Annotated in this window: 29 protein-coding genes and 1 other RNA gene; 13 read left to right on the forward strand and 17 right to left on the reverse strand. The window is 64.5% G+C overall.

Going from position 1 to position 24,455, the window contains the following annotated elements; translation table 11 throughout:
* Positions 1 to 28: 28 nt before the first annotated feature.
* The gene (locus ACGYLC_RS05985) at positions 29 to 271 is read left to right on the forward strand and encodes a DUF1127 domain-containing protein (protein ID WP_394400301.1); all 243 of its coding nucleotides are present in this window, start codon (positions 29 to 31) and stop codon (positions 269 to 271) included.
* Positions 261 to 521, forward strand: a complete 261-nt coding sequence (locus ACGYLC_RS05990) for a hypothetical protein (protein WP_394400299.1) — start codon at positions 261 to 263, stop codon at positions 519 to 521. Before ACGYLC_RS05985 ends, ACGYLC_RS05990 begins: the two co-directional genes overlap by 11 nt.
* Before the next feature lie 192 nt (positions 522 to 713).
* Here ACGYLC_RS05990 and dtd read toward each other — a convergent pair whose 3' ends face one another.
* From dtd to ACGYLC_RS06035, 9 genes are all read right to left on the reverse strand, one after another.
* Positions 714 to 1,160 carry a D-aminoacyl-tRNA deacylase gene (gene dtd / locus ACGYLC_RS05995; RefSeq protein WP_394422145.1) on the reverse strand — a complete coding sequence of 149 codons (447 nt, stop codon included), beginning with the start codon at positions 1,158 to 1,160 and terminating at the stop codon, positions 714 to 716.
* A gap of 1 nt (position 1,161) precedes the next feature.
* Positions 1,162 to 1,839 carry a nitroreductase gene (locus ACGYLC_RS06000; protein WP_394400295.1) on the reverse strand — a complete coding sequence of 226 codons (678 nt, stop codon included), beginning with the start codon at positions 1,837 to 1,839 and terminating at the stop codon, positions 1,162 to 1,164.
* Positions 1,836 to 2,948, reverse strand: a complete 1,113-nt coding sequence (locus ACGYLC_RS06005) for a primosomal protein N' (replication factor Y) - superfamily II helicase (RefSeq protein WP_394422146.1) — start codon at positions 2,946 to 2,948, stop codon at positions 1,836 to 1,838. The genes ACGYLC_RS06000 and ACGYLC_RS06005 overlap by 4 nt, the downstream gene beginning before the upstream one ends.
* Positions 2,949 to 3,059: 111 nt before the next feature.
* Positions 3,060 to 4,181: an SPFH domain-containing protein gene (locus tag ACGYLC_RS06010; protein WP_394400291.1), complete on the reverse strand. Its 1,122-nt coding sequence runs from the start codon at positions 4,179 to 4,181 to the stop codon at positions 3,060 to 3,062.
* Positions 4,182 to 4,216: 35 nt separating this feature from the next.
* The gene (locus ACGYLC_RS06015; protein ID WP_394422147.1) at positions 4,217 to 5,179 is read right to left on the reverse strand and encodes a DUF2927 domain-containing protein; all 963 of its coding nucleotides are present in this window, start codon (positions 5,177 to 5,179) and stop codon (positions 4,217 to 4,219) included.
* A gap of 22 nt (positions 5,180 to 5,201) precedes the next feature.
* Positions 5,202 to 6,398 carry a toxic anion resistance protein gene (locus tag ACGYLC_RS06020; protein ID WP_394422148.1) on the reverse strand — a complete coding sequence of 399 codons (1,197 nt, stop codon included), beginning with the start codon at positions 6,396 to 6,398 and terminating at the stop codon, positions 5,202 to 5,204.
* Positions 6,398 to 7,312, reverse strand: a complete 915-nt coding sequence (locus ACGYLC_RS06025) for a 5-bromo-4-chloroindolyl phosphate hydrolysis family protein (protein WP_394422150.1) — start codon at positions 7,310 to 7,312, stop codon at positions 6,398 to 6,400. The genes ACGYLC_RS06020 and ACGYLC_RS06025 overlap by 1 nt, the downstream gene beginning before the upstream one ends.
* Positions 7,313 to 7,315: 3 nt before the next feature.
* Complete coding sequence (locus ACGYLC_RS06030; RefSeq protein ID WP_394422152.1) at positions 7,316 to 7,531, reverse strand: hypothetical protein; 216 nt, start codon at positions 7,529 to 7,531, stop codon at positions 7,316 to 7,318.
* A 127-nt stretch (positions 7,532 to 7,658) separates the two neighbouring features.
* Positions 7,659 to 8,735, reverse strand: coding sequence for a pseudouridine synthase (locus ACGYLC_RS06035; protein ID WP_394422154.1), 1,077 nt, complete (start codon positions 8,733 to 8,735; stop codon positions 7,659 to 7,661).
* Positions 8,736 to 8,797: 62 nt separating this feature from the next.
* Between ACGYLC_RS06035 and ACGYLC_RS06040 the strand changes: the two genes are divergently transcribed.
* Complete coding sequence (locus ACGYLC_RS06040) at positions 8,798 to 9,253, forward strand: nucleoside deaminase (RefSeq protein WP_394422156.1); 456 nt, start codon at positions 8,798 to 8,800, stop codon at positions 9,251 to 9,253.
* Between the two features lie 260 nt (positions 9,254 to 9,513).
* Here ACGYLC_RS06040 and rpmG read toward each other — a convergent pair whose 3' ends face one another.
* The 6 genes from rpmG to gatC all read right to left on the reverse strand — a co-directional run bounded on the left by rpmG (position 9,514) and on the right by gatC (position 13,598).
* Positions 9,514 to 9,681 carry a 50S ribosomal protein L33 gene (rpmG, locus tag ACGYLC_RS06045; RefSeq protein WP_007119221.1) on the reverse strand — a complete coding sequence of 56 codons (168 nt, stop codon included), beginning with the start codon at positions 9,679 to 9,681 and terminating at the stop codon, positions 9,514 to 9,516.
* A gap of 159 nt (positions 9,682 to 9,840) precedes the next feature.
* Positions 9,841 to 10,322, reverse strand: an RNA gene (gene rnpB / locus ACGYLC_RS06050) — RNase P RNA component class A.
* A 33-nt stretch (positions 10,323 to 10,355) separates the two neighbouring features.
* Positions 10,356 to 11,024: an N-acetylmuramoyl-L-alanine amidase gene (locus ACGYLC_RS06055; RefSeq protein WP_394422158.1), complete on the reverse strand. Its 669-nt coding sequence runs from the start codon at positions 11,022 to 11,024 to the stop codon at positions 10,356 to 10,358.
* Positions 11,025 to 11,027: 3 nt separating this feature from the next.
* Complete coding sequence (locus ACGYLC_RS06060) at positions 11,028 to 11,786, reverse strand: hypothetical protein (RefSeq protein ID WP_394422160.1); 759 nt, start codon at positions 11,784 to 11,786, stop codon at positions 11,028 to 11,030.
* A gap of 37 nt (positions 11,787 to 11,823) precedes the next feature.
* Positions 11,824 to 13,311 carry an Asp-tRNA(Asn)/Glu-tRNA(Gln) amidotransferase subunit GatA gene (gene gatA / locus ACGYLC_RS06065; RefSeq protein ID WP_394422161.1) on the reverse strand — a complete coding sequence of 496 codons (1,488 nt, stop codon included), beginning with the start codon at positions 13,309 to 13,311 and terminating at the stop codon, positions 11,824 to 11,826.
* Entirely contained in the window at positions 13,311 to 13,598 is a 288-nt protein-coding gene (gatC, locus tag ACGYLC_RS06070) for an Asp-tRNA(Asn)/Glu-tRNA(Gln) amidotransferase subunit GatC (protein ID WP_394422162.1), read from the reverse strand. Before gatC ends, gatA begins: the two co-directional genes overlap by 1 nt.
* A gap of 269 nt (positions 13,599 to 13,867) precedes the next feature.
* Between gatC and ACGYLC_RS06075 the strand changes: the two genes are divergently transcribed.
* From ACGYLC_RS06075 to ACGYLC_RS06085, 3 genes are all read left to right on the forward strand, one after another.
* The gene (locus ACGYLC_RS06075; RefSeq protein WP_394422164.1) at positions 13,868 to 14,560 is read left to right on the forward strand and encodes a metal-dependent hydrolase; all 693 of its coding nucleotides are present in this window, start codon (positions 13,868 to 13,870) and stop codon (positions 14,558 to 14,560) included.
* An 86-nt stretch (positions 14,561 to 14,646) separates the two neighbouring features.
* Positions 14,647 to 14,805: a hypothetical protein gene (locus tag ACGYLC_RS06080; protein ID WP_156505794.1), complete on the forward strand. Its 159-nt coding sequence runs from the start codon at positions 14,647 to 14,649 to the stop codon at positions 14,803 to 14,805.
* A gap of 16 nt (positions 14,806 to 14,821) precedes the next feature.
* Positions 14,822 to 15,511: a VIT family protein gene (locus ACGYLC_RS06085; RefSeq protein WP_394422166.1), complete on the forward strand. Its 690-nt coding sequence runs from the start codon at positions 14,822 to 14,824 to the stop codon at positions 15,509 to 15,511.
* A 78-nt stretch (positions 15,512 to 15,589) separates the two neighbouring features.
* Here the strand turns inward: ACGYLC_RS06085 and ACGYLC_RS06090 are convergent, their stop codons facing one another.
* Positions 15,590 to 16,366, reverse strand: coding sequence for a Bax inhibitor-1 family protein (locus ACGYLC_RS06090; protein ID WP_394400270.1), 777 nt, complete (start codon positions 16,364 to 16,366; stop codon positions 15,590 to 15,592).
* A gap of 628 nt (positions 16,367 to 16,994) precedes the next feature.
* Here ACGYLC_RS06090 and ACGYLC_RS06095 point away from each other — a divergent pair.
* The 4 genes from ACGYLC_RS06095 to ACGYLC_RS06110 all read left to right on the forward strand — a co-directional run bounded on the left by ACGYLC_RS06095 (position 16,995) and on the right by ACGYLC_RS06110 (position 20,138).
* A complete protein-coding gene (locus ACGYLC_RS06095) occupies positions 16,995 to 17,369 on the forward strand; it encodes a helix-turn-helix domain-containing protein (RefSeq protein ID WP_394400268.1) in 375 nt (124 codons plus the stop codon).
* Positions 17,370 to 17,452: 83 nt separating this feature from the next.
* Entirely contained in the window at positions 17,453 to 18,253 is an 801-nt protein-coding gene (hisN, locus tag ACGYLC_RS06100; RefSeq protein WP_394422167.1) for a histidinol-phosphatase, read from the forward strand.
* Between the two features lie 134 nt (positions 18,254 to 18,387).
* On the forward strand, positions 18,388 to 19,722 hold the full coding sequence (locus ACGYLC_RS06105) for an 8-oxoguanine deaminase (protein WP_394422169.1): 1,335 nt from the start codon (positions 18,388 to 18,390) through the stop codon (positions 19,720 to 19,722).
* On the forward strand, positions 19,719 to 20,138 hold the full coding sequence (locus ACGYLC_RS06110) for a CAP domain-containing protein (RefSeq protein ID WP_394400262.1): 420 nt from the start codon (positions 19,719 to 19,721) through the stop codon (positions 20,136 to 20,138). The genes ACGYLC_RS06105 and ACGYLC_RS06110 overlap by 4 nt, the downstream gene beginning before the upstream one ends.
* 24 nt (positions 20,139 to 20,162) lie before the next feature.
* Here ACGYLC_RS06110 and guaD read toward each other — a convergent pair whose 3' ends face one another.
* Complete coding sequence (gene guaD / locus ACGYLC_RS06115) at positions 20,163 to 21,464, reverse strand: guanine deaminase (protein WP_394422171.1); 1,302 nt, start codon at positions 21,462 to 21,464, stop codon at positions 20,163 to 20,165.
* Positions 21,465 to 21,586: 122 nt separating this feature from the next.
* On the opposite strand from guaD, the gene mgtE reads away from it, so the two are divergent.
* From mgtE to ACGYLC_RS06130, 3 genes are read left to right on the forward strand one after another with little or no spacing between them, the layout of a single operon-like run.
* A complete protein-coding gene (mgtE, locus tag ACGYLC_RS06120; protein ID WP_394422173.1) occupies positions 21,587 to 22,990 on the forward strand; it encodes a magnesium transporter in 1,404 nt (467 codons plus the stop codon).
* Entirely contained in the window at positions 22,987 to 23,574 is a 588-nt protein-coding gene (locus tag ACGYLC_RS06125) for a 5-formyltetrahydrofolate cyclo-ligase (protein WP_394422174.1), read from the forward strand. The genes mgtE and ACGYLC_RS06125 overlap by 4 nt, the downstream gene beginning before the upstream one ends.
* 39 nt (positions 23,575 to 23,613) lie before the next feature.
* Entirely contained in the window at positions 23,614 to 24,426 is an 813-nt protein-coding gene (locus ACGYLC_RS06130; RefSeq protein WP_394422175.1) for a TIGR00282 family metallophosphoesterase, read from the forward strand.
* The last annotated feature ends 29 nt before the right edge of the window (positions 24,427 to 24,455 follow it).

A 24,455-nucleotide genomic window follows, 5' to 3' on the forward strand; every position in this document is an offset into this window, starting at 1 on the left:
TTGCAGCATTCTGAAAGGAGTTGCGCTTATGACGATGGCAATCTCACGTGGCACTACCCTGAGCTCCGCGCTCGATGGGCTTTTTCACACCGTTGACGGCATGCGCCGTCGCGTGGCCCAGATCAAGGCCCGGCGCGCAGCTTACAACCGAACTTTCACAGAACTCAACGCACTGAGCGATCGCGAACTGTCCGATATCGGCATCGCACGGTGCGATATCCGGCGTCTGGCGTCGGAAGAACTTTCAAAGGAACAGACCTATGAAGTATGACAACACCCTATCCGCCCCTCACGGTTTCTCCCTGCGCGATGCGACCGCTCCAGTCTTCGGTGCGCTTGGCACCGCTGCTGGCAAAGTCGGCGCCCTGCTGGCGCGTGGCGTTACCCAGATGCAAATCTCGCGCATGCAGGCCGTTCTCAACAGCATGAGCGACGCGCAGCTTGAGCGTGCGGGCATCGACCGCAACCAAATTCCCCAGCACGCCCAAGCGCTGGTGACCGAAGAATACGACGGTCTCTAAGCCACTGCGCTTTTAGACCCTCAGCCATCAATGTTGCGCCACCGCGCGCTGCATTGTCAGGTGCCGGACCCCGCTCCTTCCCGGGTTGATCTGACACCGCATATTAACGGTCCTCCTCCTCCCGGACCCGTTATACCGGCTGGCAAGCTTACCTCCTCCCAAGCTTGCCGGCCCATGCTTTCCACCGAGATATCAGGGCGCTGCGCTGTCGAGCCAGAGGGTCACCGGCCCATCGTTGACCAGCGCCACGGCCATATCCGCGCCGAACTGTCCGGTCTGCACAGGGATGTCGAGCCCGGCGAGGCTGCGGGCGAAATGGGAATAGAGCGCCTCGGCCATCTCGGGCTTTGCCGCGCCGGAAAAGCCGGGGCGGTTGCCGCGCGCGGTATCGGCGGCGAGGGTGAATTGGCTCACCACCAAAGCGCTGCTACCGGTTTGGGCAAGGCTCAGGTTCATCTTGCCACCCTCATCCTTGAACAGCCGCAGCTTGGAAACTTTCAGGGCCAGTTTCTCGGCGGTTTCTTCGGTGTCCTCGGGCATGGCGCAGACGAGGATCAGCAGGCCGGGGCCGATCTCTCCGATCACCTCACCCTCGACCGTGACCGAAGCCTCGGTCACCCGTTGCAGCAATGCGCGCATGTCAGTCTTTCCAGTCGATGATGTCGGAAGGGGTGGCCCGCTCGGTGCGAAAGGCGTTCGCGGGGTGCGTCTCATCGGCATAGCCGAAGGAGATCGCGCAGAGCACCAGCCGATCCCCGGGCAATGCCAGCACCTCGCGCACCAAGGGCGCATAGGCGGCGATGGCGGCCTGCGGGATGCTGGCCACGCCGAGCGCCATCGCGGCGAGGGTAAAGGCGGTGACGAAACCGCCGCAGTCCATCGCGCCATAGGGACCAAGCTCGGCCGGGGCGGTCACGATGGCCACATGGGGCGCGTCGAAAAGCGCATAGTTGCGCAGCATCTGCGCTTGACGCGCGGCGCGGTCGGATTTGGCGATGCCCACCGCATCGTAAAGCTGGAAGCCGCAGGTGCGGCGGCGTTCGGCATAGGCGCCGGAATAGCCCGTGGGCCATGGCAGGTCCGGCGCGACCGGGGTATTGGCGCTGGCGGCTTCAAGGAGCGCTGCGCGAAAGGATTCGGTGCCCCCGCCGCGCGTGATGGTCACCTGCCATGGCTGCGCATTGCACCACGAGGGCACATGGCGCGCGGCGCTGACGATTTGGGTGATGGTCTCTTCGGGGACGGGGTCGGGCCGAAAGGCGCGGCAGGAATAGCGCGCCTGCAAGAGGTCGGTGAATTGCTCGTAGCTTTGGGTCATTGCTGGGCCATGAAATAGCCGACGATGGCGGCGGCGATCAGCCCCAGCACCACGGCAAAGGTGATCTTGATGGCGGAATAGGGGCGTTCGCCCTGCACCTTGCCGGAATGGCCGTTGACCACGAAACGATAGGTCTTGCCGCGGTATTTATAGGCGGCAAGCCAGACCGGCAGCAGGATATGTTTGAAGGTCACATCGCTGACTTGGGTGTTGATGTCATGCACGCGCTGGCGGTCGCCCCCGATATCGAACTTCACGTCACGCTCGATCACCCGGTCCATATGGGCGCGGGCCTGAACGAAGCCTTCCTCAAGCGTGATGCCGTAAGCCTCGGCCCGGAAACCCGCGAGGTATTCGGGCGCATAGGGCTCCAGCGCCGAGAGATCCCAAGGGTGCAGCGCGTCGGTGTGTTTCTTGGGCAGCGACCGGGAGGCAAGCACCAACACATCATCAAAGAACCGTGCCACCCGCCCCGAAGCGGCCCGCCAGCGAATTTTCGGCACCTGCTGCTGCACCCGCTTGCCATCGCGCATGACGGTGCGGGTGACGTAATAGACGGTGCCACGCTCCCCGCGATAGCTTGAGGCTGTCTGCGCGTCATAGGTCCAAAAGGGCACATAGATGCCCTGCATTCGGCGGCCCTTGCGGGCATATTGTTGCAGGCCATTGGGCGCGAACCAAAGGCTGCCGAGCCAGTCTTTCATCGCGTCGCGGGCGCGTTCTTCGGGCAGGGCGAAGGGCAACACGGCGCGCGGTTTGATATGGCGGTTGGTGCCGGTGTCGATCACCACGGGCGTCGCGCAAAAGGGGCATTCGGCGGCGTGTTTGCCGGGCTCGAATTCCACCTGTGCTGCGCAGTTGGGGCAGGTGGTGACGCGGGTCTCTTCCATCTCGGCGTCGGGCAGGGCGGCCTCTAGCCCCGCGCGGAAGTCTTGCTCGGCGATGGCATGGGCGTGGCGGCCCGTGCCGTCAATCGGCTCCACATTGCCGCAGTGATCGCAGATCAGCAGCGCCTGCGCCGGGTCAAAGCGCATGTCCGACCCGCAGGTGTCACAGGGGAAACGGTGCTCTTCAAGCGGGGTGGCGGGGGGCAGATCGGTGGCGGACATAAGGGGTGCTTTGCAAGGTCAATCGCGGCGGAGCGGATGGGGGGTGGCCCGTGGTCCTGAGAGGCCACGGGCGGGATGCGCGCGAAGGTCTTGGGCCGACGCGCCTTTGGATCAGGCCGGGGGCGGCGGCGGTGGCGGGGGCATCACGGTGAAAAGCTGCGCCAGTTCGGCCACGTCTTCGGCCCGCTGCCAGCCATCTTGGCCCGGCGTCCAGACCAGAGACTCGCGGGTAAGGCTACCCTCGCTCGCCTTGCGGCCCATCGCGGCTTTGGAAAACGGGCCAGAGGTCGCGCCGTCCTTGGCGATATGCCAGACCTTCTCGACCGGCGGCGGCGGGGGCGGCACCGGTGCGGCGGCGGCGGGGGCGGGGCGCGCGCCCCAGGGTCCGGCTTGCGCGGTGGCGGCTTGGGCCATGCTCATTCCCAGCCCTGCGCCAAGGCCCGTTTGCATCGCGGCCCCGCCCGCACCTTCGCGGCCAAGCGCTTCGGCGGCTTGGAACTGCATGTATTCATTAAGGTTTCCGACCACGCCCATCGAGGTGCGCTTGTCCATCACCGCCTCGACCGCGGGCGGGAGAGAGATATTCTCGATGTAAAGCTCGGGCATCGCCAGCCCGTATTCCGCGATCTGGGCGGCGATATCCTTGCCCACCAACTGCCCCAACTCGCGCGTGTTGGCGGCCATGTCGAGCACCGGGATGCCGGAGGAGGCCAGCGTGCGCGAGAAAGCCTGAACGATGATGTTGCGGATCTGGAATGAGATTTCGTCCATGGTGAACTCACCATCGGTGCCGACGATCTCGGTCAGGAACTTCGCGGGGTCGCTCACCCGCACGGAATAGGTGCCATAGGCGCGCAGGCGCACGGGGCCAAACTCAGGGTCGCGGGCGATGATCGGGTTCTTGGTGCCCCATTTCAGATCGTTGAAGCGGGTCGTGTTGACGAAATAGATCTCGGATTTGAACGGGCTGCGAAATCCGTGATCCCAGTGTTGCAGGGTCGTCATGATCGGCATGTTGTTGGTCTCAAGCATATAGAGACCGGGGGTGAAGACATCCGCCAACTGCCCCTCATGCACAAAGACCGCCGCTTGCCCCTCACGCACTGTCAGCTTGGCGCCGTATTTGATCTCATGGCCCTCACGCTCGAACCGCCAAACCATCGTGTCGCGGGTGTCGTCTGTCCAATGGATGACGTCGATGAACTGGCCGGAGAGGAAATCGAAAATGCCCATGGGGGTGGTCCTTATTCTTTCGTCGTCATGCTGCGTTACACCGGCCCGTCCGTCAACTCGCGCGCGATGATCCGGGTGATCGGGTTGACCTGCTCTGCCGTCATGCCGGGGCGCAAGCGCCGGTCATAAAGCATTTTAAGCAGGAGTTCGTCGTGTTTGGTGAGCAGGGCAAATTCGTCGTCGTCATTGAAGATCGACGGTCGCGCGGCGGGGCTGTCATTGGCAAGGCCCAGGCCCTGCGCCAATTCCTCGTGAATGCAGGAAAGCCGCAGCAATTCGGGGTTTTCCGAGCGGATCACGGCCACGGCGGCGGTATAGACATTCGGGTTGTCGCCCGCGGCATAGGCGGCCACAGCGCAATAGGTGTCGCGGCGCATGTTGCGCATGGCCCGGAGCGATGATTTGCTGACGCCCGCGACCTCTTCCGCCGCTTGGGCCAGCGCATCTATGCGGTCATCTTCCGAGGCCACGACCACCATGAAATTCGGCCTGTCGCCGAGCGAGACCGAATGCCCGGTCACCCGCGCCAAACGGCGGGCGAAGGCACCAATCTTGGCGGTGTCGGACCGACGCTGCGAGGGCGGCACGCCGTCGCCAAAGATGATCTGCATCCGCACCGGCGCCTCCCAGCGGCGCAGCGGGCTGGCGCCGCCTTGGCCTGAGAAATTGCCGTCATATTCGTTATATAGCGCGATCTGCTCAAAGTTGCGCGCCAGCATTTCGCTGGTAAAGGGCGTGTCTTCTCCGCCGCCGTCTTGGCGCAGCAGGTCTTGGCCCAACTGCGCCTTTTCGACCTGATGCAGATAGCTGCGCAGCATGGCGCTTTTCTGCGAGGTCGGTTTGGCCACCGCCGCCGGGGCAGGGGCGGCGGCGGCAGGGCGGGCCTGCGGTTTGGCGACCTTTTGCAAGACGGGCGCAGGCTCGGCGCAGGCCAAGAGCAGCGTGCTGAGCACCAGCGCCCCTGCGGCGCGCAGATTTCTGCGCAGACGTCCTTGCATGGCCTCTTCCCTCACCTCGGTCTTAGCTTGGCACCGCGTTGCCGGTGGTGTCGCCCAAACCCGTTTCGCGGGCCTTGGCAGCGGCGAGCGTGTCGCGCAGACGGCCTTCCATCTCCTGCAACTCTTTCTCGGCTTGGGCGCGTTTCGCCTTGCCCTCATCCGCGATTTGCAGGGATTCTTCGATGGTGCCGATCAAGTCTTCGTTGGCGCGTTTCACCGCTTCGATATCAAAGACCCCGCGCTCCATCTCCTGACGGATCACCTTGTTGCTCTCGCGCAGGTTCTTGGCGTTGGAGGTGAGCAGTTCGTTGGTCAGGTCATTGGCCTCGCGCACCGCATTTGCCGCCTCACCGCTGCGCTGGATGGTGACGGCCTGTGCCAATTGCGTCTCCCACAGGGGCACGGTGTTGACCAAGGTCGAGTTGATCTTGGTCACGAGGCTTTTGTCATTCTCCTGCACCAGACGGATTGAGGGCAGCGACTGCATGGTGACCTGCCGGGTCAGCGTCAGGTCATGCACCCGACGCTCCAGATCATCGCGGGCGGCACGCAGATCGCGCAGCTCTTGCGCGCGCATGACCTGATCGTCCTCGCTCGCTTTATCGAGCGCGGTTTGCTTGGCGGGGATGGTCTTGTGATCCAACTCTTCGATCTTGGCCTCACCGGCAGAGATATAGAGCGCCAGTTCGTCGTAGAATTGCAGCGTCTTTTCATAAAGCAGGTCGAGCGATTTGATGTCTTTCAACAGCCTATGCTCATGCGCCAGCAGGTTGTCGGTGATCCGGTCGATCTGGCCCTGCACCTCTTCGAAACGGGCGGTGAACTTGGCAAAGGGCGTAGCGCGGCCCAGCAGTTTCTCCCACCAGCTTTGTTTGCGCCGCACGTCCAATTCCGAGACCGAGAAGCCGCGGATCGCGCTGACCATGGTGCGCAGGCTGTCGCCCGCGGGGCCGACATCCTTGTTGCGCACATCCGCCAGCATGGATTGGCTGATTTCTTGCAACTCGGCCTGCGCGGCAGAGCCGAAGCTGACGATGGATTGGGTATCGGTCACGTCGATCTCGGCCATGCGCTTTTGGATTTCCGCGCTCTGTTCGGGATCGGCTTTGTTCAGCGGCACGATGGCATTGGCATCCGCCGGTTCGGGCAAGACGGTTGCGTTCACTTCTTCCACCAACCCTTGCGATTGGGCAGCTTTGTCACGGAGGGCATCGGTCATCACTGTTCTTCCTTAGTATTTGCAGGGGTGGGTTGTTCCAGTCGGACCCCCTCACGAGAGAGGCGCGCCCGCAGCACGTCGATTTCCACGTTCAGATCGCTGCGGTCATCCAGCAGCGATTTGGCCGTGCGCGCGGCGAAGTTCTGATCCAGATCGTCGAGCAAGGCGAGGTAGTCGTCGCGCGCTTGGGTGTCCTGATTGCGGGCATAAAGGTCGGCGAATTTCACCGTCGCGTCATGCGCCCCGCGCAGATAGACGACAAGGTATTTGCGGGCGGCGGTCAGATCGCGTGGGTCTTCTTCGACGGTGCGGATCAAATGCCGGGCGGTTTCTTGAAACTCCGCGAGCCGCGCTTCGGCGCGGCGGTCGCCTGCGCGCAGTATCGCTTGGCTCATGCCCGAGAGCAGTTTTTCGGCCTCATCCACCACGCGGGCGACCCGGTCTTGCTGGAAGGTGTCGATGCCCTCCATGCCCTTGTTCTGTAGCGGGTCGATGCCGAAGGCCGCGAGGTGCAGCGCGGTGGCGGCAACGCCATAGAGCAAGGCCGCGGCAAGACTGGGATCATTGCTATAAGCGGCGAAGCCCGCGCCCGCACCGGCCAAGAGGGCCGCGATGATTTTGCGCGGCAAGACGGGGCGCCGGGCGACTTTGCGCTCGTGGTATTCCGCCTCGGCCAAGAGACCATCGCGCAGCAACCAGACACCCGAAGCCAGTAGGAACGCCCCGCCAAGGCCAAGCACCAGCGTGCTCGCCCCCCCGATCAGCGAAGTCGCCGCCAGCAGCACCGGCGGTAGGAACATCAGGTTGACCCGACCGCCCGCCGGATCGACGCGCAGGCGCGCGGGTTTGCGTGGGGGGCTGCCGGGGGTGGCGTCGGGGTCGGGGCTATATCTGCCGCCAAAGCGCTGTGCCATAGGTCAAAGCCCCCCGAGAAAACCGCTGGTCAGCCCAAGCAGCAGCACCAGCAACGCGCCAAAGGCGATTTTCTGAAAGGTTGTTGGCGCCATCATGTTTCCCCTTTTGCTGCCCCAGATCGAGCGCAACGCCGTGCCGGCACTGTCAGCCGCACGCCCCACGAGCGAGGCTGCGCCGAGGATGATAACCACGAGCGCGGCCAAGGCCACCAAAAACATCACTATTCGCGCCATATTGCCCTTTTCTGACAGCGGTTTCGCGCTGATCTTGCCTGCCGTTCTCTATTCAACGCACGCAGGTCGGCCGCGTTCCGGAAACGCGCAGGGCAGCTGGGGGCGGGGCTGGTCAGCGGCGGGGTTTTGGCCCCCGGCCTGTGGGTTTCGGCCCCGGTTTGCCAGTCGGCCGCCCCATGGGGCGCGCCCCCGGTTTGCCGCTTGCCTTGCCAGCCGTCTTGCCCATCGCGGCCTTGCCGCGCGGTGCGTTCTTTGCCTTGCCGCCACCACGGCGGGGCGGCGGTTCGTCGTCTTCGCCCCGTTGCACGGGCAGGCCGGGCTGGCCCGCGCCGCCGAAACCGCCGGGCTTGCGGCGCGGCGGGCGGCGCAGACCGCTGGGTTTCTTGGTGGCGGTGCCGCTGGGGTCTTCCAACTCGAGCCCCAGTTGATCGCGCACGACCTTGCGGCGCAGCTCTTCCACCTCGCCGATCTTCAGTTCGCCCAGTTGGAACGGGCCGTAGGAGATGCGGATCAGCCGGTTCACGGTCAGGCCCACGGCCTCCATTGCGCGGCGAATCTCGCGGTTGCGGCCTTCGCGCAGGCCGACGGTCAGCCAGGCATTGGCCCCTTGTTGGCGGTCGAGCGTCACGTCCATCGGCTGAAAGTTCTCGCCTTCCACGGTGATGCCCTTACGCAGCGGCTCCAGCATCTCATCCGTGGGCCGGCCATTCACCCGCGCGCGGTAGCGGCGCAGCCAGCCGGTGCTGGGCAGTTCCAGCTTGCGCTTCACCCCGCCATCATTGGTCAGCAGCAAGAGCCCTTCGGAGTTGAGGTCGAGCCGGCCCACGGTCATCACGCGGGGCATATCCTCGGGCAGGGCGTCAAAGATCGTCTCGCGGCCCTTTTCGTCGCGGGCGGTGGTCACCAGACCGGCGGGCTTGTGATACAGCCACATGCGCGGCGGTTCGGGCGCGCCGACGGGGGTGTTATCGACGGTGATCTTATCCTCGAGCGTGACGTTCAGCGCGGGCGAGGTGATCTGCTCCCCGTTCACGCGCACGCGGCCTGCTTCGATCATCCGCTCGGCCTCGCGGCGCGAGGCGATGCCTGCGCGCGACAGCACCTTGGCGATGCGGTCGCCTTTGGCAGCGGCGGCATCGGTGTCGGGGTTTTGCGGGCCGGAGCCGGAGGGGGGCGTTTTTGCGTTCATACACTGCGCTTACCCTGTTTCACGGACTTGCGAAAGGGTGGCGTTTGCGGCCATGTGACGGGATGGAGTTTCGCTCGTATATGGGGCAGGCCTTGGCCGAGGCCCGCGCCGCCGCCGCGCGCGGCGAGGTGCCGGTGGGGGCGGTGGTCGTCTCTCCGAGAGGGCAGATCGTTGCCGCCGCAGGTAATGAGACCCGCGCCCGCAATGACCCAACCGCCCATGCCGAGATGCTGGCCCTGCGGGCCGCCTGCGCCGCCGTCGGCTCGGAACGGCTGATCGGTCACGCGCTTTACGTTACGCTGGAGCCCTGTGCCATGTGCGCCGGCGCCATCGCCGCCGCCCGTGTGGCGCGGCTCTATTACGGCGCGGCGGACCCCAAATCAGGCGGCGTGGCGCAGGGCGCGCGGGTTTTCTCGCATCCCCAATGCCACCATGTGCCCGAGGTCTTCGACGGGATCGCGGCGGGAGAGGCGGAAGAGATGCTCGTGAGGTTTTTTCGTGAGAAGAGAGACCGCTAGCCGGGCAGCGCCGGACCGGTGATGACATTCAGGCGTCTCAACGATTATCCGGACGCCCCGCGTCCGGATCGCGCCCGACCCGCCCCCAGGGCGGGCGCGCTATGCGCCCCCGGTGCTGAAGCACCCGCTGGCCTCAAAAGGTCCACCGGACCTTTTGCAAGCCGGCCATCGGCCCCGGGTCGGACGCGACCCTGTCCTGCACAATGCAAAGGGCCACGCGAAACCGCGTGGCCCTTTGAAACCGTCAAGGTCAGGCGATCTTACTTGATCTTGCCTTCCTTGTATTCGACGTGCTTGCGCGCAACGGGGTCGTACTTCTTGATGACCATCTTCTCGGTCATGGTGCGTGCGTTTTTCTTGGTCACGTAGAAATGGCCTGTGCCCGCGGACGAGTTCAGGCGGATCTTGATCGTGGTTGGCTTCGCCATGTGTCTTCTCCTGCTGCAGCGCCGCGCAGGCCTGCGTGAATTCTGAATTTCGGGTTCTAGTCAGACCCGCGCCCGAGTCAACCGCTATTTGCCCGCCCGGTGCCGAAAGACGCCGGTTTCGTCGAAAAACCTGCCTTTTACCGCCGAAAGAGCAGAAATATGCGCGGAAGGCCTATAAGCCGGATTTTGTACCTGCCGCAAGGGCAGGCGATGACCATTCCTCTGACCGCACCGTTGCCGATGCGGCTATAGCTGCCAACCCGGACCTGCTGGGGCAGAAGAGCCCCGCCTTTGACCCAAAGATCATCGGCGCGCGGTCCCTATTTGGCATTGCTCCCGGTGGGGCTTGCCATGCCGGGGCTGTTGCCAGCCCCGCGGTGGGCTCTTACCCCACCGTTTCACCCTTACCCCGCGGGCGTTCCGGCAGGGCCGGACCGCGGGGCGGTTTCATTTCTGTGGCGCTTTCCGTCGGGTTGCCCCGCCCGGGCGTTACCCGGCACCGTTTCTTCTTGGAGTCCGGACTTTCCTCTACGTCGCTTTCGCCCCGCAAAAGCGACGCCACGGATATCACACATGTGTGTGACGGGCGTGGTCGTCGGTCATGCGACGCGAGTCGACGCAGCGGCCATCCAGCCTTCCGCGCTGCCCCGCCCTAGACCCCGGCACGTGGCGCGTCAATGGGTTTGGGGCAGGGCGGCAAGGTCTGCGGGGGTGAGAGGGCCGCGCCCCTGAGGGCGAAAGCGCAGGCGCACGGTGCTCAGCAGCGTGGCGTCGTCGCAAGGCGCGGTGAAGCCCGCGGCACGGGCGGCCTCGCGGAATGTATCGAGGTCGACTTCGGCGGGCAGCACGCCATTGCCCGCAGGCAGCGCCAGTCCGCGCCGTGCCAGCCGAGCCCAATCGAATCGGGGGCCGGGGTCGAACTTGCGGCCCGGTGCCATGCAGGAATGGCCGATCACCCCCTCGGGCGGGATGCCGTGGCGCGCCATGATGCCGGGTAAGAGGGTTTCGAGCGCCTGCATCTGTGGCTCGGAAAAGGGGTGGTCGCCGCGGTTGTCCAACTCGATCCCGATGGAGCGCGAATTGATGTCGTCCTCTCCGGCCCATTGGCCAGCCCCCGCATGCCACGCACGCAGGTCTTCCTCGACCATTTGAACGACCTCTCCGCGCCCTGAAATCAGGTAGTGGGCCGAGACTTCGGCAGAGGGGTCACAGAGGCGCTCCAGCGCCGCTTGGGCGCTGGTCATGGCTGTGTGGTGCAGGACGATCAACCGGGGCCGCAGCCCCCCGCGCCGTGGGCCGCAATTGGGCGAGGGCTGCGCCGTCACGTCGGGCGCGGCAAGCATTTATCAGCCCTGCGCGGCCCGGCGGAAGGGGGTGGGGTCCCAGTCGCAGGCGAAGCCATCGCCATCGGGGTCCATGCCAAGGCGGTCTTTCTCGGGGCCACCGGCCTCAAGAAAGGCGATCTGCGCTTGGTCGGCGTGGCTGTATTGTGCGCAGGCGCGTTCAAACTTGCGGGCCTTGTTAAAACCGATGCGGCTATAAATCTGCTGACCGAGCGATTGGTTGGCTTGCAGCGCATAGGCGACGATATTCGGGCCGACGTTGCGGCGTTCGGGCAGGGCTTCGGGCTGGACGACCTGATACTGCGCGCGGTTGGCCGCCACGCGGGCGGCGTCGTCTTGGATGCTGCGCTGGCCCGACACGGCGTCAAAGTTGTTCTCGTTCGAGATGCCAGCGGCGTTGACCGCGGCGGGGGGCGGGTTCGACGGGCTGGCGTTCACCGGGGTCACGCCCGAGTTGGTTGCCGCGTCATTGCCCAGACCGTTGCTGGCTCCGCCGGGACGGGTCGCGGCAAGAACGCGGGCGGTTTCCGCCGCCGTCGCTTCGGGCGAGCCATCCGCCGGGGCGGGGGTTGCTGCTGCAATGGCGCTGTCGATGCTGTCGTTCGCCAGCGCCGCGTCGCGGGCGCGCCGCTCGGCCTCGAAACTGCCGTCGCCAAAGCCGACACCGCGCCCGGTGTTGATGTTCCCGGAATCGGGGATCGCCGGTTGGCAGGCTGCCAAAAGACCGCCTGCCGTCATCGCTAGAAGTGTCCGTGTGATCATCTGACCCGCTCTCGCCTCTTGTTCACCGCTCTGCGGCTTACCACCATTTCTCGGGCTTGGCCACAAAACCGGCGGCCTTCTCCAGCGCATAGGCGGAGGACAGCAGGTCTGCCTCTTCCCATGGGCGCCCGATAAGTTGCAGACCCAGCGGCAGCCCTGTGCTGCTTTGCCCCGTGGGCAGCGCCACGCCGGGCAGGCCGGCGAGGTTCACCGTCACGGTAAAGACATCGTTGAGATACATCGCCACCGGGTCGGCGTCCTTCATCTCGCCCAGACCGAAGGCGGCTGAGGGGGTCGCGGGGGTCAGGATGCTGTCGATGCCTTGGGCGAAGACGTCCTCGAAGTCCTTCTTGATCAGGGTGCGGACCTTGCGGGCGCGGTTGTAGTAGGCGTCGTAGAAACCGGCCGAGAGCACATAGGTGCCGACCATCACCCGGCGCTGGACCTCATGTCCGAAGCCTTCGGCGCGGGTCTTCTCGTACATCTCGGTGATGCCGTCGCCTTGGTCGAGCTTGGCGCGGTGGCCAAAGCGTACGCCGTCATAGCGCGCGAGGTTCGACGACGCCTCGGCCGGCGCGATGACGTAATAGGCGGGCAGGGCGTATTTCGTATGCGGCAGCGAGATGTCGACGATCTCGGCCCCCGCGTCTTTCATCATGGCGATGCCGTCTTGCCAGAGCTTCTCGATCTCCTCGGGCATGCCGTCCATGCGGTATTCGCGCGGGATGCCGATCTTCTTGCCGCGGATGTCGCCGGTGAGCGCCGCCTCGAAGTCGGGCACGGCCAGATCGGCGCTGGTGCTGTCCTTGGCGTCATGGCCGCACATCGCCTCCAGCATGATCGCGGCGTCGCGTACTGTCTTGGTCATCGGCCCGGCCTGATCGAGCGAAGAGGCGAAGGCGACGATGCCCCAACGCGAGCAGCGGCCATAGGTCGGCTTGATGCCCACGGTGCCGGTGAAGGCGGCGGGCTGGCGGATTGAGCCGCCGGTGTCGGTGCCGGTGGCGGCAAGGCAGAGGTCGGCGGCCACGGCGGCAGCAGAGCCGCCCGAGGAGCCGCCCGGCGTCAGTTCCGCCGTGTCGCCCTTGCGCCGCCAGGGGTTCACCGCGTTGCCGTAGACCGAAGTCTCGTTGGACGAGCCCATGGCGAATTCGTCCATGTTGAGTTTGCCCAGCATCACCGCACCGCTGTCGCGCAGCTTCTGGCTCACGGTGCTTTCGTATTCGGGCAGGAAGCCTTCGAGGATGCGGCTGCCGGCCTGGCTCGGGACGCCCTTGGTGCAGAAAAGGTCTTTGATCCCGATGGGCAGGCCGCACATGGCGGGGGCGTCGCCCTGTTTGATCCGCGCGTCGGCCTCGGCGGCCTGTTCCATCGCGATCTCTGGCGTGCGGTGCACGAAGGCATTGAGCGCGCCTGCGCCGTCGATGGCTTGGATGCAGGCCTCGGTCAGGTCTTTCGATGTGGTCTCGCCCTTGCGCAGGGCGTCGCGGGCCTCGGCCAGGCTCAGTTTGTTCAGATCGGTCATTATTCCACCACCTTCGGCACGGCAAAGAACCCTTCACGGGCATCGGGGGCATTGGCCAGCACGCGGTCCTGCTGGTCGCCATCGGTGACCACATCCTCGCGCCGCTTGAGCCGCTGCGGGGTGACGGAGGTCATCGGCTCGACGCCGTCCACATCCACCTCGGACAGCTGTTCGATAAAGCCGAGGATGGTGTTGAACTCTTCCGCCAGCGCCGGAAGCGCCTCGGGTTCAACCTTGATCCGGGCCAGTTTCGCCACCCGTGCGGCGGTGTTTTCGTCGATCGACATGAACATCTCCATCTCTTTGTGGCTCCTCTACCGTTTGGGGGCGGGCCTCGCAAGGGTTTGGGATGTGTAAGAGAGAGGAGGGCCAGCGCCTGCCCGGTCGCACCAAAGAAGCGCCTATATATTACTACACGCCTGTGGCGTGACGGGCGGGCAGGCGATGGCCCGGCGCCTGCGGCTCGATTCCGGGCCGGAGGCATGGGGAACCGTTTTCTTGATTCCGTCGCGAGGAAGCGCAAGTTTTAGGTAAGCCACAAATCAGGAGGATCCCCATGAACATCATCTGGCTCGGCCACGGCTCATTCCGCATCGAGATCGAAGACCAAGTGCTGCTGATCGACCCCTGGCTGAAAGACAACCCCATGCTGGACGACGCGCACCATGCCGATGCAATCAAAGGCGCCACGCAGATCCTCGTCACCCACGGCCATTTCGACCACACGGCAGACATCGCCGACATCGCCAGCCGCACCAACGCCCCGGTGGCGGGGATGGTCGAGCTGATGAGCTGGCTGGACAGCAAGGGTGTGCAGCAGACCACTGGCTTCAACAAAGGCGGGACGATCCGCGCAGGCGCGGTGGCGATCACCATGGTCCCGGCCTCGCATTCCTCATCGGTGGAAGGCGAAAACGGGCCGATCTACACCGGGATGGAGACCGGCTTCATGATCTCGGGCGAGGGGCATACGATCTATCATTCCGGCGATACGGCGATCATGGCAGATATGGATTGGATGGGCGACTATCACAAACCCGATATCGGCATTCTCTCGGCGGGCGGGCATTTCACGATGGACATGGCGCAGGCCGCCTATGCCGCAAAACGCTATTTCGATTTCAAGACGGTCATCCCCTGCCACTACCGCACCTTCGACGCCTTGGAGCAATCGGCGCAGGCGCTGATCGACGGGCTTCCGGGGGTCGATGTGGTGGAGCCGCAGGTGATGCAGCCGATCACCGTCTGACCATTTTGCCCCGACCCATCTTGCCCCGACGCCTTGCGCGCCGGGGCGGAACGGGGGATACCTGAAGGAACTGCCGGGGGAATGCCATGTTTGCCAAATCAACTGCCGTCATCTTGCTGCTGACACTGGGGGCCTGCGCCCCGCTGAGCCGGGCCGAACCCACCGGCAGTGTGGGCTTTACCGGGGTGGGCGGTGACAGGCCGGTCATTTTCCCGGCGCATCTATTGGTCTATCAGCCGCAGTAGGTACAAGACGGCTCAGATGCCCAAAGAAGGTCACTTCATCAACCGCAGCAACTGGCTGCGCGCCGCCGTTCTGGGGGCCAACGATGGTATCGTCTCCTCGGCCAGCCTGCTGGTCGGGGTGAGCGCGGCGGGCATGACGCAGGGCAATGTCCTGCTGACGGGGCTCGCGGGGCTCACCGCCGGGGCACTTTCGATGGCGGCGGGGGAATATGTCTCGGTCTCGGCGCAGGCGGATGTGGAGAAGGCCGATCTGGAGCGCGAACGCGTCGCCCTGATCGAAGACCCGGATTATGAACTCAGCGAACTGGCCGAAGGGCTGGAGAACCGGGGCGTGCAAAGCGACCTTGCCCTAGAGGTCGCGACCCAGATGACCGACCATGACGCCCTCGGCGCCCATGCGCGCGAAGAGTTGGGCATGTTCGGTCTCGCCGGTCAGGCCGACCCGTTACAGGCGGCAGGCGCTTCGGCGCTGGCCTTTGCCTTGGGGGGCGGTCTGCCTCTGTTTGCGGCGGTTGTGGCTCCGATGGGGCTGCGCGGCGTGACCATTGCGGTGGTCGCACTGCTGGCGCTGATGCTGCTTGGCGCGGGCGGCGCGCAACTGGGCGGTGCGCCAAGGCGGCCCGCCATCGGGCGCGTTGTGGTTTGGGGCGGTCTGGCGATGGCCGTGACCGCCGGGGTCGGTCATCTGTTCGGTGCGATTGGATAGGCGGCTTGGACTAAGGCGGTGGCAAAGAAAAAGGCCGGCCCTTTCGGAGCCGGCCTTTCGCATCGGGTGGCAGCGCGCTTACTCGCGGTTGCCGAAGAGCGACAGCAACATCATGAACATGTTGATGAAGTCCAGATAGAGGCTCAGCGCGCCCATGATCGCGGCCTTGCCCAGCCACTCGGTGTCGCCGTGATGGGCATGGGCCAGATACTCGGTCTTGATCTTCTGGGTGTCATAGGCGGTCAGACCCGCGAAAATCAGCACACCGATTGCCGAGATCGCGAACATCAGCGCCGAGGAGGCGAGGAAGATGTTGACGATCGACGCGACGACCAGACCAATCACACCCATGATCAGGAAGCTGCCCCAACCGGAGATGTCCTTCTTGGTGGTGTAGCCCCAGAGAGACAGGCCCGCGAAGGCGATGGAGGTGATCAGGAAGACCTGCGCGATGGAATAGCCGGTGAAGACCAGAAAGATCGAGCTGATCGAGATGCCCATGACAGCGGCAAAGGCGTAGAAAACGACCTGCGCCGTGGCGGCGGACATGCGGTTGATCATCGCGCCAAAGCCGAAGACAAAGGCCAGCGGGGCGAACATCACGACCCATTTCAGCGGCGAGGCATAGAGCGCATAACCCAATTGCGTCAGGTATTTATCCTGGCTGAGTTGGGCCACGGCTGCGGAAGGGTCGGAAGTGACCGAAAGGCCCGAGATGGCCCAGGCCGCGGCGAAGGTGATGAGCATGCCGATGGACATGGTGCCATACACCTTGTTCATATGAGCGCGCAGACCCTCGTCGATCGCGGAGACGCGCGACCCGGCAGCAGAGCGAATTGAATTGACGTCAGCCATTTAGTGACTCCCATTGGCAAAGTTGCGTGTCAAAAACCAAGCCGACACGTTCTTGGCTTTGAATATCGGGCCTGATGGGGCGAATTTCAAGTGTCTTGCAGCCTGATATCACGGCAATAATCGCGGGTTTCGCGGGAGTAAGTTGTTCGGGGAGCGCAGGGCGGGGCGGCATGGCCTGCGGTCACCGCGCCCGGCGCGTTCGCAGTTGGCCCGTCGGCGGAAAAGCACCGATGCGTTTCGCGCAGGCGCGCGTCCGCGCGGCGGGCTGTCCCACCGCCTCAACTGCGGAAACATGGCATTTGAGGCATTCCGAGGGGAACCGATTGATATCCTTTGCGTTCATCTATTGGTTGCCGAGCGGGAAGCCGACAGACCCAAAGATAATTGGGGATTTTAAGCCCGCCGGCCGTAGAATGAGAGGGGCAGTGCACCGCCTGAGGTTGCAGTCGATACAGGGCCGGTTTTTACCATCACGTGAAATTTCTTGGCCGAATTCAACGCAACCGCTATGATAGGAGGCAGAACTTTCGCGCAACCCCTGCGGTATCGTGCGAGGCAACGGCACACTTCGTCCTTGTTTGGAACTGAGATTGGCACGGTCGCATGTGCCCTATAAGGATCAGAGAATATGGTGCATGTGGTAGATGTACATGTAGGTAAGCGTATCCGACAGCGCCGCTGGCTGACGGGGATGACCCAGCAAAAACTGGCGGAACTGGTTGGGATCAAATTCCAGCAGATACAGAAATATGAAACCGGCGCGAACCGCGTCAGCGCGTCCCGGCTGTGGGATATCGCCGATGCGCTTGGGGTGCCTGTGTCCTTTTTCTTCGAAGGGTTGAAGGATGAGGAAGTCGGCGAGGGCGCGCCGATGGATGGGCTGCCTGCCGATCTGATGGCCGACAAGGAAGCGATGGAACTTGTGCGCTCTTACTACGCGATCCCAGAGAACCAGCGCCGCCGGTTGTTCGAACTGGCCCGCGTCTTGAGCGACGTGGCCTGAGCCCACCCCTTCGCGGCGGTAAGGCTCGGCTTTAACGCCCTGACAGGCTTGCGCAGAGGGGCGCAAACTGTCAGGTCTTCGCCATGATGAACACCAGTGACTTCGATCCCGATATCCGCCGCGTCGCCCATTTGATGGCGGATGCGGCGCGGCAGGTGATCCTGCCCTATTTCCGCAGGCTTGATCTGCAGGCCGACAACAAGCTCGGCACCGGTTTTGATCCGGTGACGGAAGCCGACCGCGCCGCCGAACGGGCGATGCGCGATATCTTGGCGTCGGAGCGGCCTGCAGATGGCATCTTGGGTGAGGAATATGGCGCGCAGCCCGGCACGTCGGGGCTGACATGGGTGCTCGACCCCATCGACGGGACGCGCGGCTTTCTTAGCGGTACGCCGACTTGGGGCGTGCTAATCGCGGTTTCCGATGCCTCGGGCCCGTTCTATGGCATCATCGACCAGCCCTATATCGGGGAGCGGTTCGAGGGGGCGCCGGATGGCGCGCTGTTAAGCGGGCCGCACGGCAGCCACCCTTTGGAGACACGTGCGGCGCGGGATTTGCGTCAGGCCATCGTATTCACCACATTCCCCGAGGTCGGCAGCAGCGAGGAGGCCAGCGCCTTTCGCGCCGTCGCCTCGCAGGCGTTGCTGACCCGCTATGGCATGGATTGCTACGCCTATGCGCTGGTCGCGGCGGGGCAGGTCGATCTGGTGATCGAAGCGGGGCTGAACGCCTATGACATCCAAGCGCCCATCGCGGTGATCCAAGCCGCAGGCGGGATCGTCACCGATTGGCAGGGCAACCCGGTGCATGAAGGGGGCAGGGCGCTGGCCGCGGCCAACCGCGACATTCACGCCCAAGCGCTTGCGATCCTTTCCGCCTATTGATCCAATTGTCGGGAAGCCCCGGATTGACCGGCCCAGGCGGGATGCGATAAATTCTCCCGAAGGTCGGTTCTCTCGCCCGTTTTCCATCGGCCACACACACTTTGCATGAGACGGGCATAGCGAAAGTGTGACCTATGGCAGAGACCCTCATCCGCGGCGCGGATTACCTTATCACGATGGACGACACCCGGCGGGAGCTTGCAGGCGCGGACCTGCTGCTGCGCGACGGGATGATTGCCGAGATCGGGCAGGGCCTTCGGACAAAGGGTGAGATTGTCGAGGCGACGGGCTTTGTCGTCACGCCGGGCCTCGTGAACACCCACCACCATCTTTACCAAAGCATGACCCGTGCCGTGCCGGGGGCGCAGGATGCGCTGCTCTTTGGCTGGCTGCAACGGCTCTACCCCATCTGGGCGCGCATGGGGCCAGAGCATATGTTCGTCTCGGCCCAGATTGGGCTGGCGGAACTGGCGCTTTCGGGCTGTAGCCTGAGTTCGGACCACCTTTACCTCTACCCGAACGGCGTGCGGCTGGAGGATACGATTCACGCCGCCGCCGAACTTGGGCTGCGCTTTCATCCCACCCGCGGCTCGATGAGCATCGGCGAAAGCGATGGCGGCCTGCCGCCCGATGCGCTGGTGGAACGTGAGGCGGCCATTTTGGAAGACTGCATCCGCGTGGTCGACGCCTTTCACGACCCCGCCGAAGGGGCGATGTGCCGGGTCGGACTGGCACCCTGTTCGCCTTTTTCGGTCAGCCGGGAGTTGATGCGCGACACGGCGCTGCTGGCGCGCGACAAGGGTGTGATGCTGCACACCCATCTGGCCGAGAATGCCGAGGATGTGGCCTATTCGCAGGAGAGGTTCGGCTGCCGCCCGGGGGAATATGCCGAAAGCCTCGGCTGGCTGGGCGATGATGTTTGGCACGCGCATTGCGTACAGTTGGACGGGGCCGAGATCGACCTTTTTGCCCGGACCCGTACGGGGGTTGCGCATTGTCCCTGCTCAAACTGCCGTCTCGGCTCGGGCATCGCGCCGGTGCGGGCGATGCTGGATGCGGGCGTGCCGGTAGGGCTGGGCGTCGATGGCTCGGCCAGCAACGACAGCGGCAATCTGGCCGCCGAGGCGCGGCAGGCGATGCTGTTGCAGCGGGTGGCCCGCGGGGCCGATGCGATGAGCCCGCGCGCGGCGCTCGAACTGGCCACGCGGGGCGGGGCGGATGTGCTGGGGCGGCCTGATTGCGGGCGGCTGATGCCCGGCAAACGGGCAGATGTGGCGATCTGGGATGTCTCGGGCGTGCACAGCGCGGGCAGTTGGGATCCGGCTGCGCTGCTTCTTGCCGGTCCCACGGCGGTGCGCGACCTTTTCGTTGAAGGCCGACAGGTGGTGCGCGATGGTCAAATCACCACCATCGACATGGCCGCTCAGGTGGCGCGGCAGAATGATTTGGCGAAAGGCTTGGCTGAATGAAGCCGGTTTTACTCTCGATACTGATACTGGCGGGGTTGCCCGCCTTGGCCGACCCGATGGGCTTGGACAGGGTGAACGCCCTGCGCGATGTGAAGGGATTGCAGCCCCTGAGCTATGACAGCCGTCTGGAGCAGGCGGCGCAAGACCACGCCCGCGACATGGCTGCGCATGACTATTTCAGCCACGAAGGCAGCGATGGCACCGATGTTGGCCGCCGCGCGGCGGTGGCGGGCTATGAATGGTGTTTCGTGGCCGAGAATATCGCCAAGGGGCAGCAGTCGCTTGATGAGGTCATGACCGGCTGGACCAACTCGCCGGGGCATTACCGCAACATGGTCGACGCCCGGGCCGAGGAGATGGGGCTGGTCCGGGCCGATGACGCGGTCTGGGTCATGGTGCTGGGCGCGCCCTGCTGAGCCCAGCTCTCGGCGGGAGGCGCGTTACGCCGTGCCGCCCCGCCGTGCGCCCGCCACCCAAACATCCGCAATCGCGCGGTCGTCGCCCATCATGATCGTGGCGAAGAGGCTTTCCCAAATGTCTTTGGCCGCCGCGTGACGTTGCGCGATGGCGGGGGTGGAGTCGAGAGACAGCACGGTGATGTCGGCCTCCATCCCCTCGGCCAGTGAACCGACATGATCTTGCAAATGCAGGCTGCGGGCCGAGCCTGCGGTGGCCAGCCAAATCAGCTGCGCGGCGTGCAGCGGCGTGCCGCGCAGCTGCCCGACCTCATAGGCCGCCGCCATGGTCCGCAGCATCGAAAAGGACGAGCCGCCTCCGGTATCCGTCGCCAAAGCCAGCGGGATGCCCCGCGCGGCAAGGCCGGTCATGTCGAACAGCCCCGAGCCGATGAAGGTATTGGAGGTCGGGCAGTGGACCAGCGCCCCGCCGACCTCCGCCAGCCGGTCGATCTCGCGCGGTTCCAGATGGATCGCATGGCCGTAGAGGCCGCGTTCGCCCAGCAAGCCATGGGCCTCATAGGTATCAAGGTAATCGCGTGCCTTCGGGAACAAGGCGCGGACCCATTCGATCTCATCTGTCTGCTCGCTGAGATGGGTCTGCATCAGGCAGGTCGGATGCTCGGCCCAAAGCGCGCCGAGGGCGGAAAGCTGCTCGGGCGTGGAAGTGGGCGAGAAACGCGGCGTGATCGCATAGGTGGCGCGTCCCTTGCCATGCCAACGCTCGATCAGCGCCTTGCTGTCGTCATAGGCCGATTGCACCGTGTCGCGCAGCCCTTCGGGCGCGTTGCGGTCCATGCAGGTCTTGCCCGCGACAATCCGCTGGCCCCGCTCCGCCGCCGCTTGAAACAGCGCATCGACGCTATGGGGGTGAATGGTGCAATAAGACGCGACCGTGGTGGTGCCATGGCCCAGCGTCAGGTCCAGATAGCGCGCGGCGATCTCGCCCGCATAGGTGGCATCGGACAGACGCATCTCTTCGGGGAAAGTATAGGTGTTCAGCCAGTCGATCAGCCGCTTGCCCCATGAGGCGATGATGGCGGTCTGCGGGTAATGCACATGAGCATCGACAAAGCCCGGGCAGATCAGCGCATCGGCGTAGCGTGTCACCTCGGCCTGCGGATGAGCGGCGCGCAGGGCGTCCCCCTTGCCGACGGCAGCGATCCGGCCATTTTCGATCAGCACACCGCCTTCGGTGTCGATCTTCACGGCATCCTCCCAGGCGCTTTGCATCGGGTTGCCGGAATAGGTGAGCGTCGCGCCCAAAAGGAGTCGTTGATTTGTCATCCCAGTGGTTTAGGTGAGGGCGGGACGGGGAACAATACCGAAGCGTCGCAGGTGCCGTTGTACGGGCTTGGGCGCTCGCATATCATCCTTCCCAATAGAGGCGCAGAGACGGAGAACAGCGGATGTCAGAGCAGATCGAAGAACTGGATCCGGCAGCATCCCCTGATGAACGTGCCGAGGCCTATGTGCTCGACCGGAAAGCCGTGGCCGCGATCCTTGAGGCGGTGGCGGCCGATGATCAGGCGCATCTGACCCAACTGATGGAGCCGCTGCACGCGGCGGATATCGCCGACCTTCTTGAACAGATCGACGAGGACGACCGCGCCGCCCTGATCCGGCTTTACGGGCAGGAGTTCGACGGGGAAATCCTGTCGGAACTCGACGAGTCGGTGCGTGAGGAAGTCATCGGCATCCTGACGCCGCAGGTTCTGACCCAAGCGGTGCGCGAGCTGGACAGCGACGATGTGGTCGACCTGATCGAAGATCTGGAAGACGCGCAGCAGGAAACCATCCTTGAGGCGCTGGAAGAGACCGACCGCGTCGCGGTGGAACAGGCGCTGAACTGGCCCGAATATTCCGCCGGTCGTCTGATGCAGCGCGAGGTCGTCATGGCGCCAGAGCATTGGACGGTGGGCCAAGCCATCGACCATCTGCGCGCCACCAAGGAAGAAGACCTGCCGGACCAGTTCTATCACATCGTCATGGTCGACCCGCGCCTGCATCCGGTGGGCAATGTGACCCTGGGCAAACTCATGCGCTCGCGCCGCGAAACGCGGCTGGCGGATATTCTGGAGGAGACCTTTCAGATCATCCCCGCCATGCGCGATGAGGGCGATGTGGCCTATGCCTTCAACCAGTACCACCTCATTTCGGCCCCGGTGGTCGACGAAGAGGGGCGGCTTATCGGGGTCATCACCATTGACGACGCCATGGCCGTGCTCGACGAAGAACATGAAGAAGACATCCTGCGACTGGCGGGTGTGGGCGAGGGGTCGCTCTCGGACCGGGTGACGGAGACGACGAAGCAGCGCCTGCCGTGGCTCGCGGTGAACCTTGTGACGGCGATTGCGGCCTCGATGGTGATCTCGCAATTCGAGGCGGCGATCGCGCAGATCGTGGCGCTTGCCGTATTGATGCCGATCGTCGCTTCCATGGGCGGCAACGCGGGCACGCAGAGCTTGACGGTGGCGGTGCGCGCCATCGCGACCAAAGACCTCACCGGCTCCAACGTTTGGCGGGTGATCCGGCGCGAGGTTCTGGTGGGGCTGGTCAACGGGCTGATCTTCGCGGTGATCATGGGCATCGTCGGCGTGCTCTGGTTCGGCTCGCCGGGGCTGGGCTATGTCATCGCCACGGCGATGGTGATCAACCTCGTGGTGGCGGGGCTTGCGGGCACCGGCATCCCGATCTTGCTGGAACGGTTCGGGGTGGACCCGGCGCTCGCCTCGGGCGCTTTCGTGACGACGGTGACGGATGTGGTGGGCTTCTTCGCCTTCCTGGGCCTTGCCGCCATGGTGCTGTTGTGAGCGATTGCGCCGCCCGGAAGGCCGAGGCGCGCAAGGCGGCCTTTGCCCGCCGTAAGCCCCTGTTCGAACAGGCGAATGCGGCCCAAGCGGGCTATCTTTCCGAGGTTTTGGCAGGCTACCGTGGGGTGCCACTGTCGGGTTTCATGCCGATCCGAACGGAGATTGATCCACGCCCTGCCATGGCCGAGGCATGCGCCCATGGTCCCGTCGGCGTGCCGGTGATCGAAAAGCCGAACCACCCTCTGTCTTTTGCCCGTTGGACGCCCGAGACACCGATGGTGCCGGGCACCTTTGGCGCGATGATCCCCGCAGAGACCGATTTTTTCGAGCCGGAAATCGTGATCGTGCCGCTTTTGGCCTTCAACCGCGCGGGCGCGCGGCTGGGCTATGGCGGCGGCTTTTACGACCGAACGCTGACGATGCTGCGCGCGCGGCGGGCCACGCTGGCCATTGGCTTTGCTTTTGCGGGGCAAGAGTGGGACGACATCCCGCTGGAAGACACCGACGCGCCGCTCGACCTGATCGTGACCGAGGCCGGGGTGATCGAGGTGACGCCGGGCCAACCCCCGTCGCAAGCGGAATAAGGGTTGCCGCCAAGTCGCCCGCGTCCTAGTCCATAGGGCATGAAGATTTTGTTTCTTGGCGATGTGATGGGCCGGGCCGGACGGCGGGCGATCACCGAAAATCTGGCGCGTCTGCGGCGTGACTGGAAGCTCGATTTCATTGTGGTCAACGGCGAGAACGCGACCGGCGGCATGGGGCTTTCGGGCGCACATGCCAAGACGCTGCTCGATGCCGGGGCCGATTGTCTGACCCTTGGCGATCACGCTTTCGACCAGAAAGACATGCTCAGCTTTATTGAGCAGGAGCCGCGGGTGATCCGCCCGCTGAACTTCTCCAAATCCGCGCCGGGCAAGGGGGCCAAACTCTTCACGGCGCAGAACGGCAAGAAGGTTCTGGTGACCCAAGTGCTTGGCCAGGTCTTTATGAAACGGCCCTTCGATGACCCTTTCTCGGCGTTGGAGCCGGTGTTGAAAACCCATCCTTTGGGCGGCATGGCGCAGGCGATCATCGTCGACATGCACTGCGAAGCCACGAGCGAAAAGATGGCCATGGGCCATTGGTGCGATGGGCGGGCGAGCCTTGTGGTCGGCACCCATACCCATGTGCCCACGGCGGATGCGATGATCCTGCCGGGCGGGACGGGCTACCTCAGCGATGCCGGCATGTGCGGCGATTATCATTCGGTGATCGGCATGGACAAGGCCGAGCCCTTGCGCCGTTTCATTACCGGCATGCCGCGCGAACGCTTTACCCCCGCCAATGGCGAGGCGACCCTCTCGGGCGTCTATATCGAAACCGATGACCGCACGGGGCGGGCCACCCGGATCGTGCCGGTGCGCGAGGGCGGAACGCTTCAGGCCAGCGCGCCCTGAAGTCTGATGTTCCTCGCCTAAGCGTCAGG

This window comes from Sulfitobacter sp. 1A12157 (assembly GCF_043557345.1).
In the GTDB taxonomy this organism is placed as follows: domain Bacteria; phylum Pseudomonadota; class Alphaproteobacteria; order Rhodobacterales; family Rhodobacteraceae; genus Sulfitobacter.

What these genes read in the sequence shown, in the direction of transcription:
- ACGYLC_RS05985 (WP_394400301.1), top strand. Translation starts at nt 29, where the DNA reads ATGACGATGGCAATCTCACGTGGCACTACCCTGAGCTCCGCGCTCGAT.
- ACGYLC_RS05990 (WP_394400299.1), top strand. Translation starts at nt 261, where the DNA reads ATGAAGTATGACAACACCCTATCCGCCCCTCACGGTTTCTCCCTGCGC.
- dtd (WP_394422145.1), bottom strand. Translation starts at nt 1,160, where the DNA reads ATGCGCGCATTGCTGCAACGGGTGACCGAGGCTTCGGTCACGGTCGAG.
- ACGYLC_RS06000 (WP_394400295.1), bottom strand. Translation starts at nt 1,839, where the DNA reads ATGACCCAAAGCTACGAGCAATTCACCGACCTCTTGCAGGCGCGCTAT.
- ACGYLC_RS06005 (WP_394422146.1), bottom strand. Translation starts at nt 2,948, where the DNA reads ATGTCCGCCACCGATCTGCCCCCCGCCACCCCGCTTGAAGAGCACCGT.
- ACGYLC_RS06010 (WP_394400291.1), bottom strand. Translation starts at nt 4,181, where the DNA reads ATGGGCATTTTCGATTTCCTCTCCGGCCAGTTCATCGACGTCATCCAT.
- ACGYLC_RS06015 (WP_394422147.1), bottom strand. Translation starts at nt 5,179, where the DNA reads ATGCAAGGACGTCTGCGCAGAAATCTGCGCGCCGCAGGGGCGCTGGTG.
- ACGYLC_RS06020 (WP_394422148.1), bottom strand. Translation starts at nt 6,398, where the DNA reads ATGACCGATGCCCTCCGTGACAAAGCTGCCCAATCGCAAGGGTTGGTG.
- ACGYLC_RS06025 (WP_394422150.1), bottom strand. Translation starts at nt 7,312, where the DNA reads ATGGCACAGCGCTTTGGCGGCAGATATAGCCCCGACCCCGACGCCACC.
- ACGYLC_RS06030 (WP_394422152.1), bottom strand. Translation starts at nt 7,531, where the DNA reads ATGTTTTTGGTGGCCTTGGCCGCGCTCGTGGTTATCATCCTCGGCGCA.
- ACGYLC_RS06035 (WP_394422154.1), bottom strand. Translation starts at nt 8,735, where the DNA reads ATGAACGCAAAAACGCCCCCCTCCGGCTCCGGCCCGCAAAACCCCGAC.
- ACGYLC_RS06040 (WP_394422156.1), top strand. Translation starts at nt 8,798, where the DNA reads ATGGAGTTTCGCTCGTATATGGGGCAGGCCTTGGCCGAGGCCCGCGCC.
- rpmG (WP_007119221.1), bottom strand. Translation starts at nt 9,681, where the DNA reads ATGGCGAAGCCAACCACGATCAAGATCCGCCTGAACTCGTCCGCGGGC.
- ACGYLC_RS06055 (WP_394422158.1), bottom strand. Translation starts at nt 11,024, where the DNA reads ATGCTTGCCGCGCCCGACGTGACGGCGCAGCCCTCGCCCAATTGCGGC.
- ACGYLC_RS06060 (WP_394422160.1), bottom strand. Translation starts at nt 11,786, where the DNA reads ATGATCACACGGACACTTCTAGCGATGACGGCAGGCGGTCTTTTGGCA.
- gatA (WP_394422161.1), bottom strand. Translation starts at nt 13,311, where the DNA reads ATGACCGATCTGAACAAACTGAGCCTGGCCGAGGCCCGCGACGCCCTG.
- gatC (WP_394422162.1), bottom strand. Translation starts at nt 13,598, where the DNA reads ATGTCGATCGACGAAAACACCGCCGCACGGGTGGCGAAACTGGCCCGG.
- ACGYLC_RS06075 (WP_394422164.1), top strand. Translation starts at nt 13,868, where the DNA reads ATGAACATCATCTGGCTCGGCCACGGCTCATTCCGCATCGAGATCGAA.
- ACGYLC_RS06080 (WP_156505794.1), top strand. Translation starts at nt 14,647, where the DNA reads ATGTTTGCCAAATCAACTGCCGTCATCTTGCTGCTGACACTGGGGGCC.
- ACGYLC_RS06085 (WP_394422166.1), top strand. Translation starts at nt 14,822, where the DNA reads ATGCCCAAAGAAGGTCACTTCATCAACCGCAGCAACTGGCTGCGCGCC.
- ACGYLC_RS06090 (WP_394400270.1), bottom strand. Translation starts at nt 16,366, where the DNA reads ATGGCTGACGTCAATTCAATTCGCTCTGCTGCCGGGTCGCGCGTCTCC.
- ACGYLC_RS06095 (WP_394400268.1), top strand. Translation starts at nt 16,995, where the DNA reads ATGGTGCATGTGGTAGATGTACATGTAGGTAAGCGTATCCGACAGCGC.
- hisN (WP_394422167.1), top strand. Translation starts at nt 17,453, where the DNA reads ATGATGAACACCAGTGACTTCGATCCCGATATCCGCCGCGTCGCCCAT.
- ACGYLC_RS06105 (WP_394422169.1), top strand. Translation starts at nt 18,388, where the DNA reads ATGGCAGAGACCCTCATCCGCGGCGCGGATTACCTTATCACGATGGAC.
- ACGYLC_RS06110 (WP_394400262.1), top strand. Translation starts at nt 19,719, where the DNA reads ATGAAGCCGGTTTTACTCTCGATACTGATACTGGCGGGGTTGCCCGCC.
- guaD (WP_394422171.1), bottom strand. Translation starts at nt 21,464, where the DNA reads ATGACAAATCAACGACTCCTTTTGGGCGCGACGCTCACCTATTCCGGC.
- mgtE (WP_394422173.1), top strand. Translation starts at nt 21,587, where the DNA reads ATGTCAGAGCAGATCGAAGAACTGGATCCGGCAGCATCCCCTGATGAA.
- ACGYLC_RS06130 (WP_394422175.1), top strand. Translation starts at nt 23,614, where the DNA reads ATGAAGATTTTGTTTCTTGGCGATGTGATGGGCCGGGCCGGACGGCGG.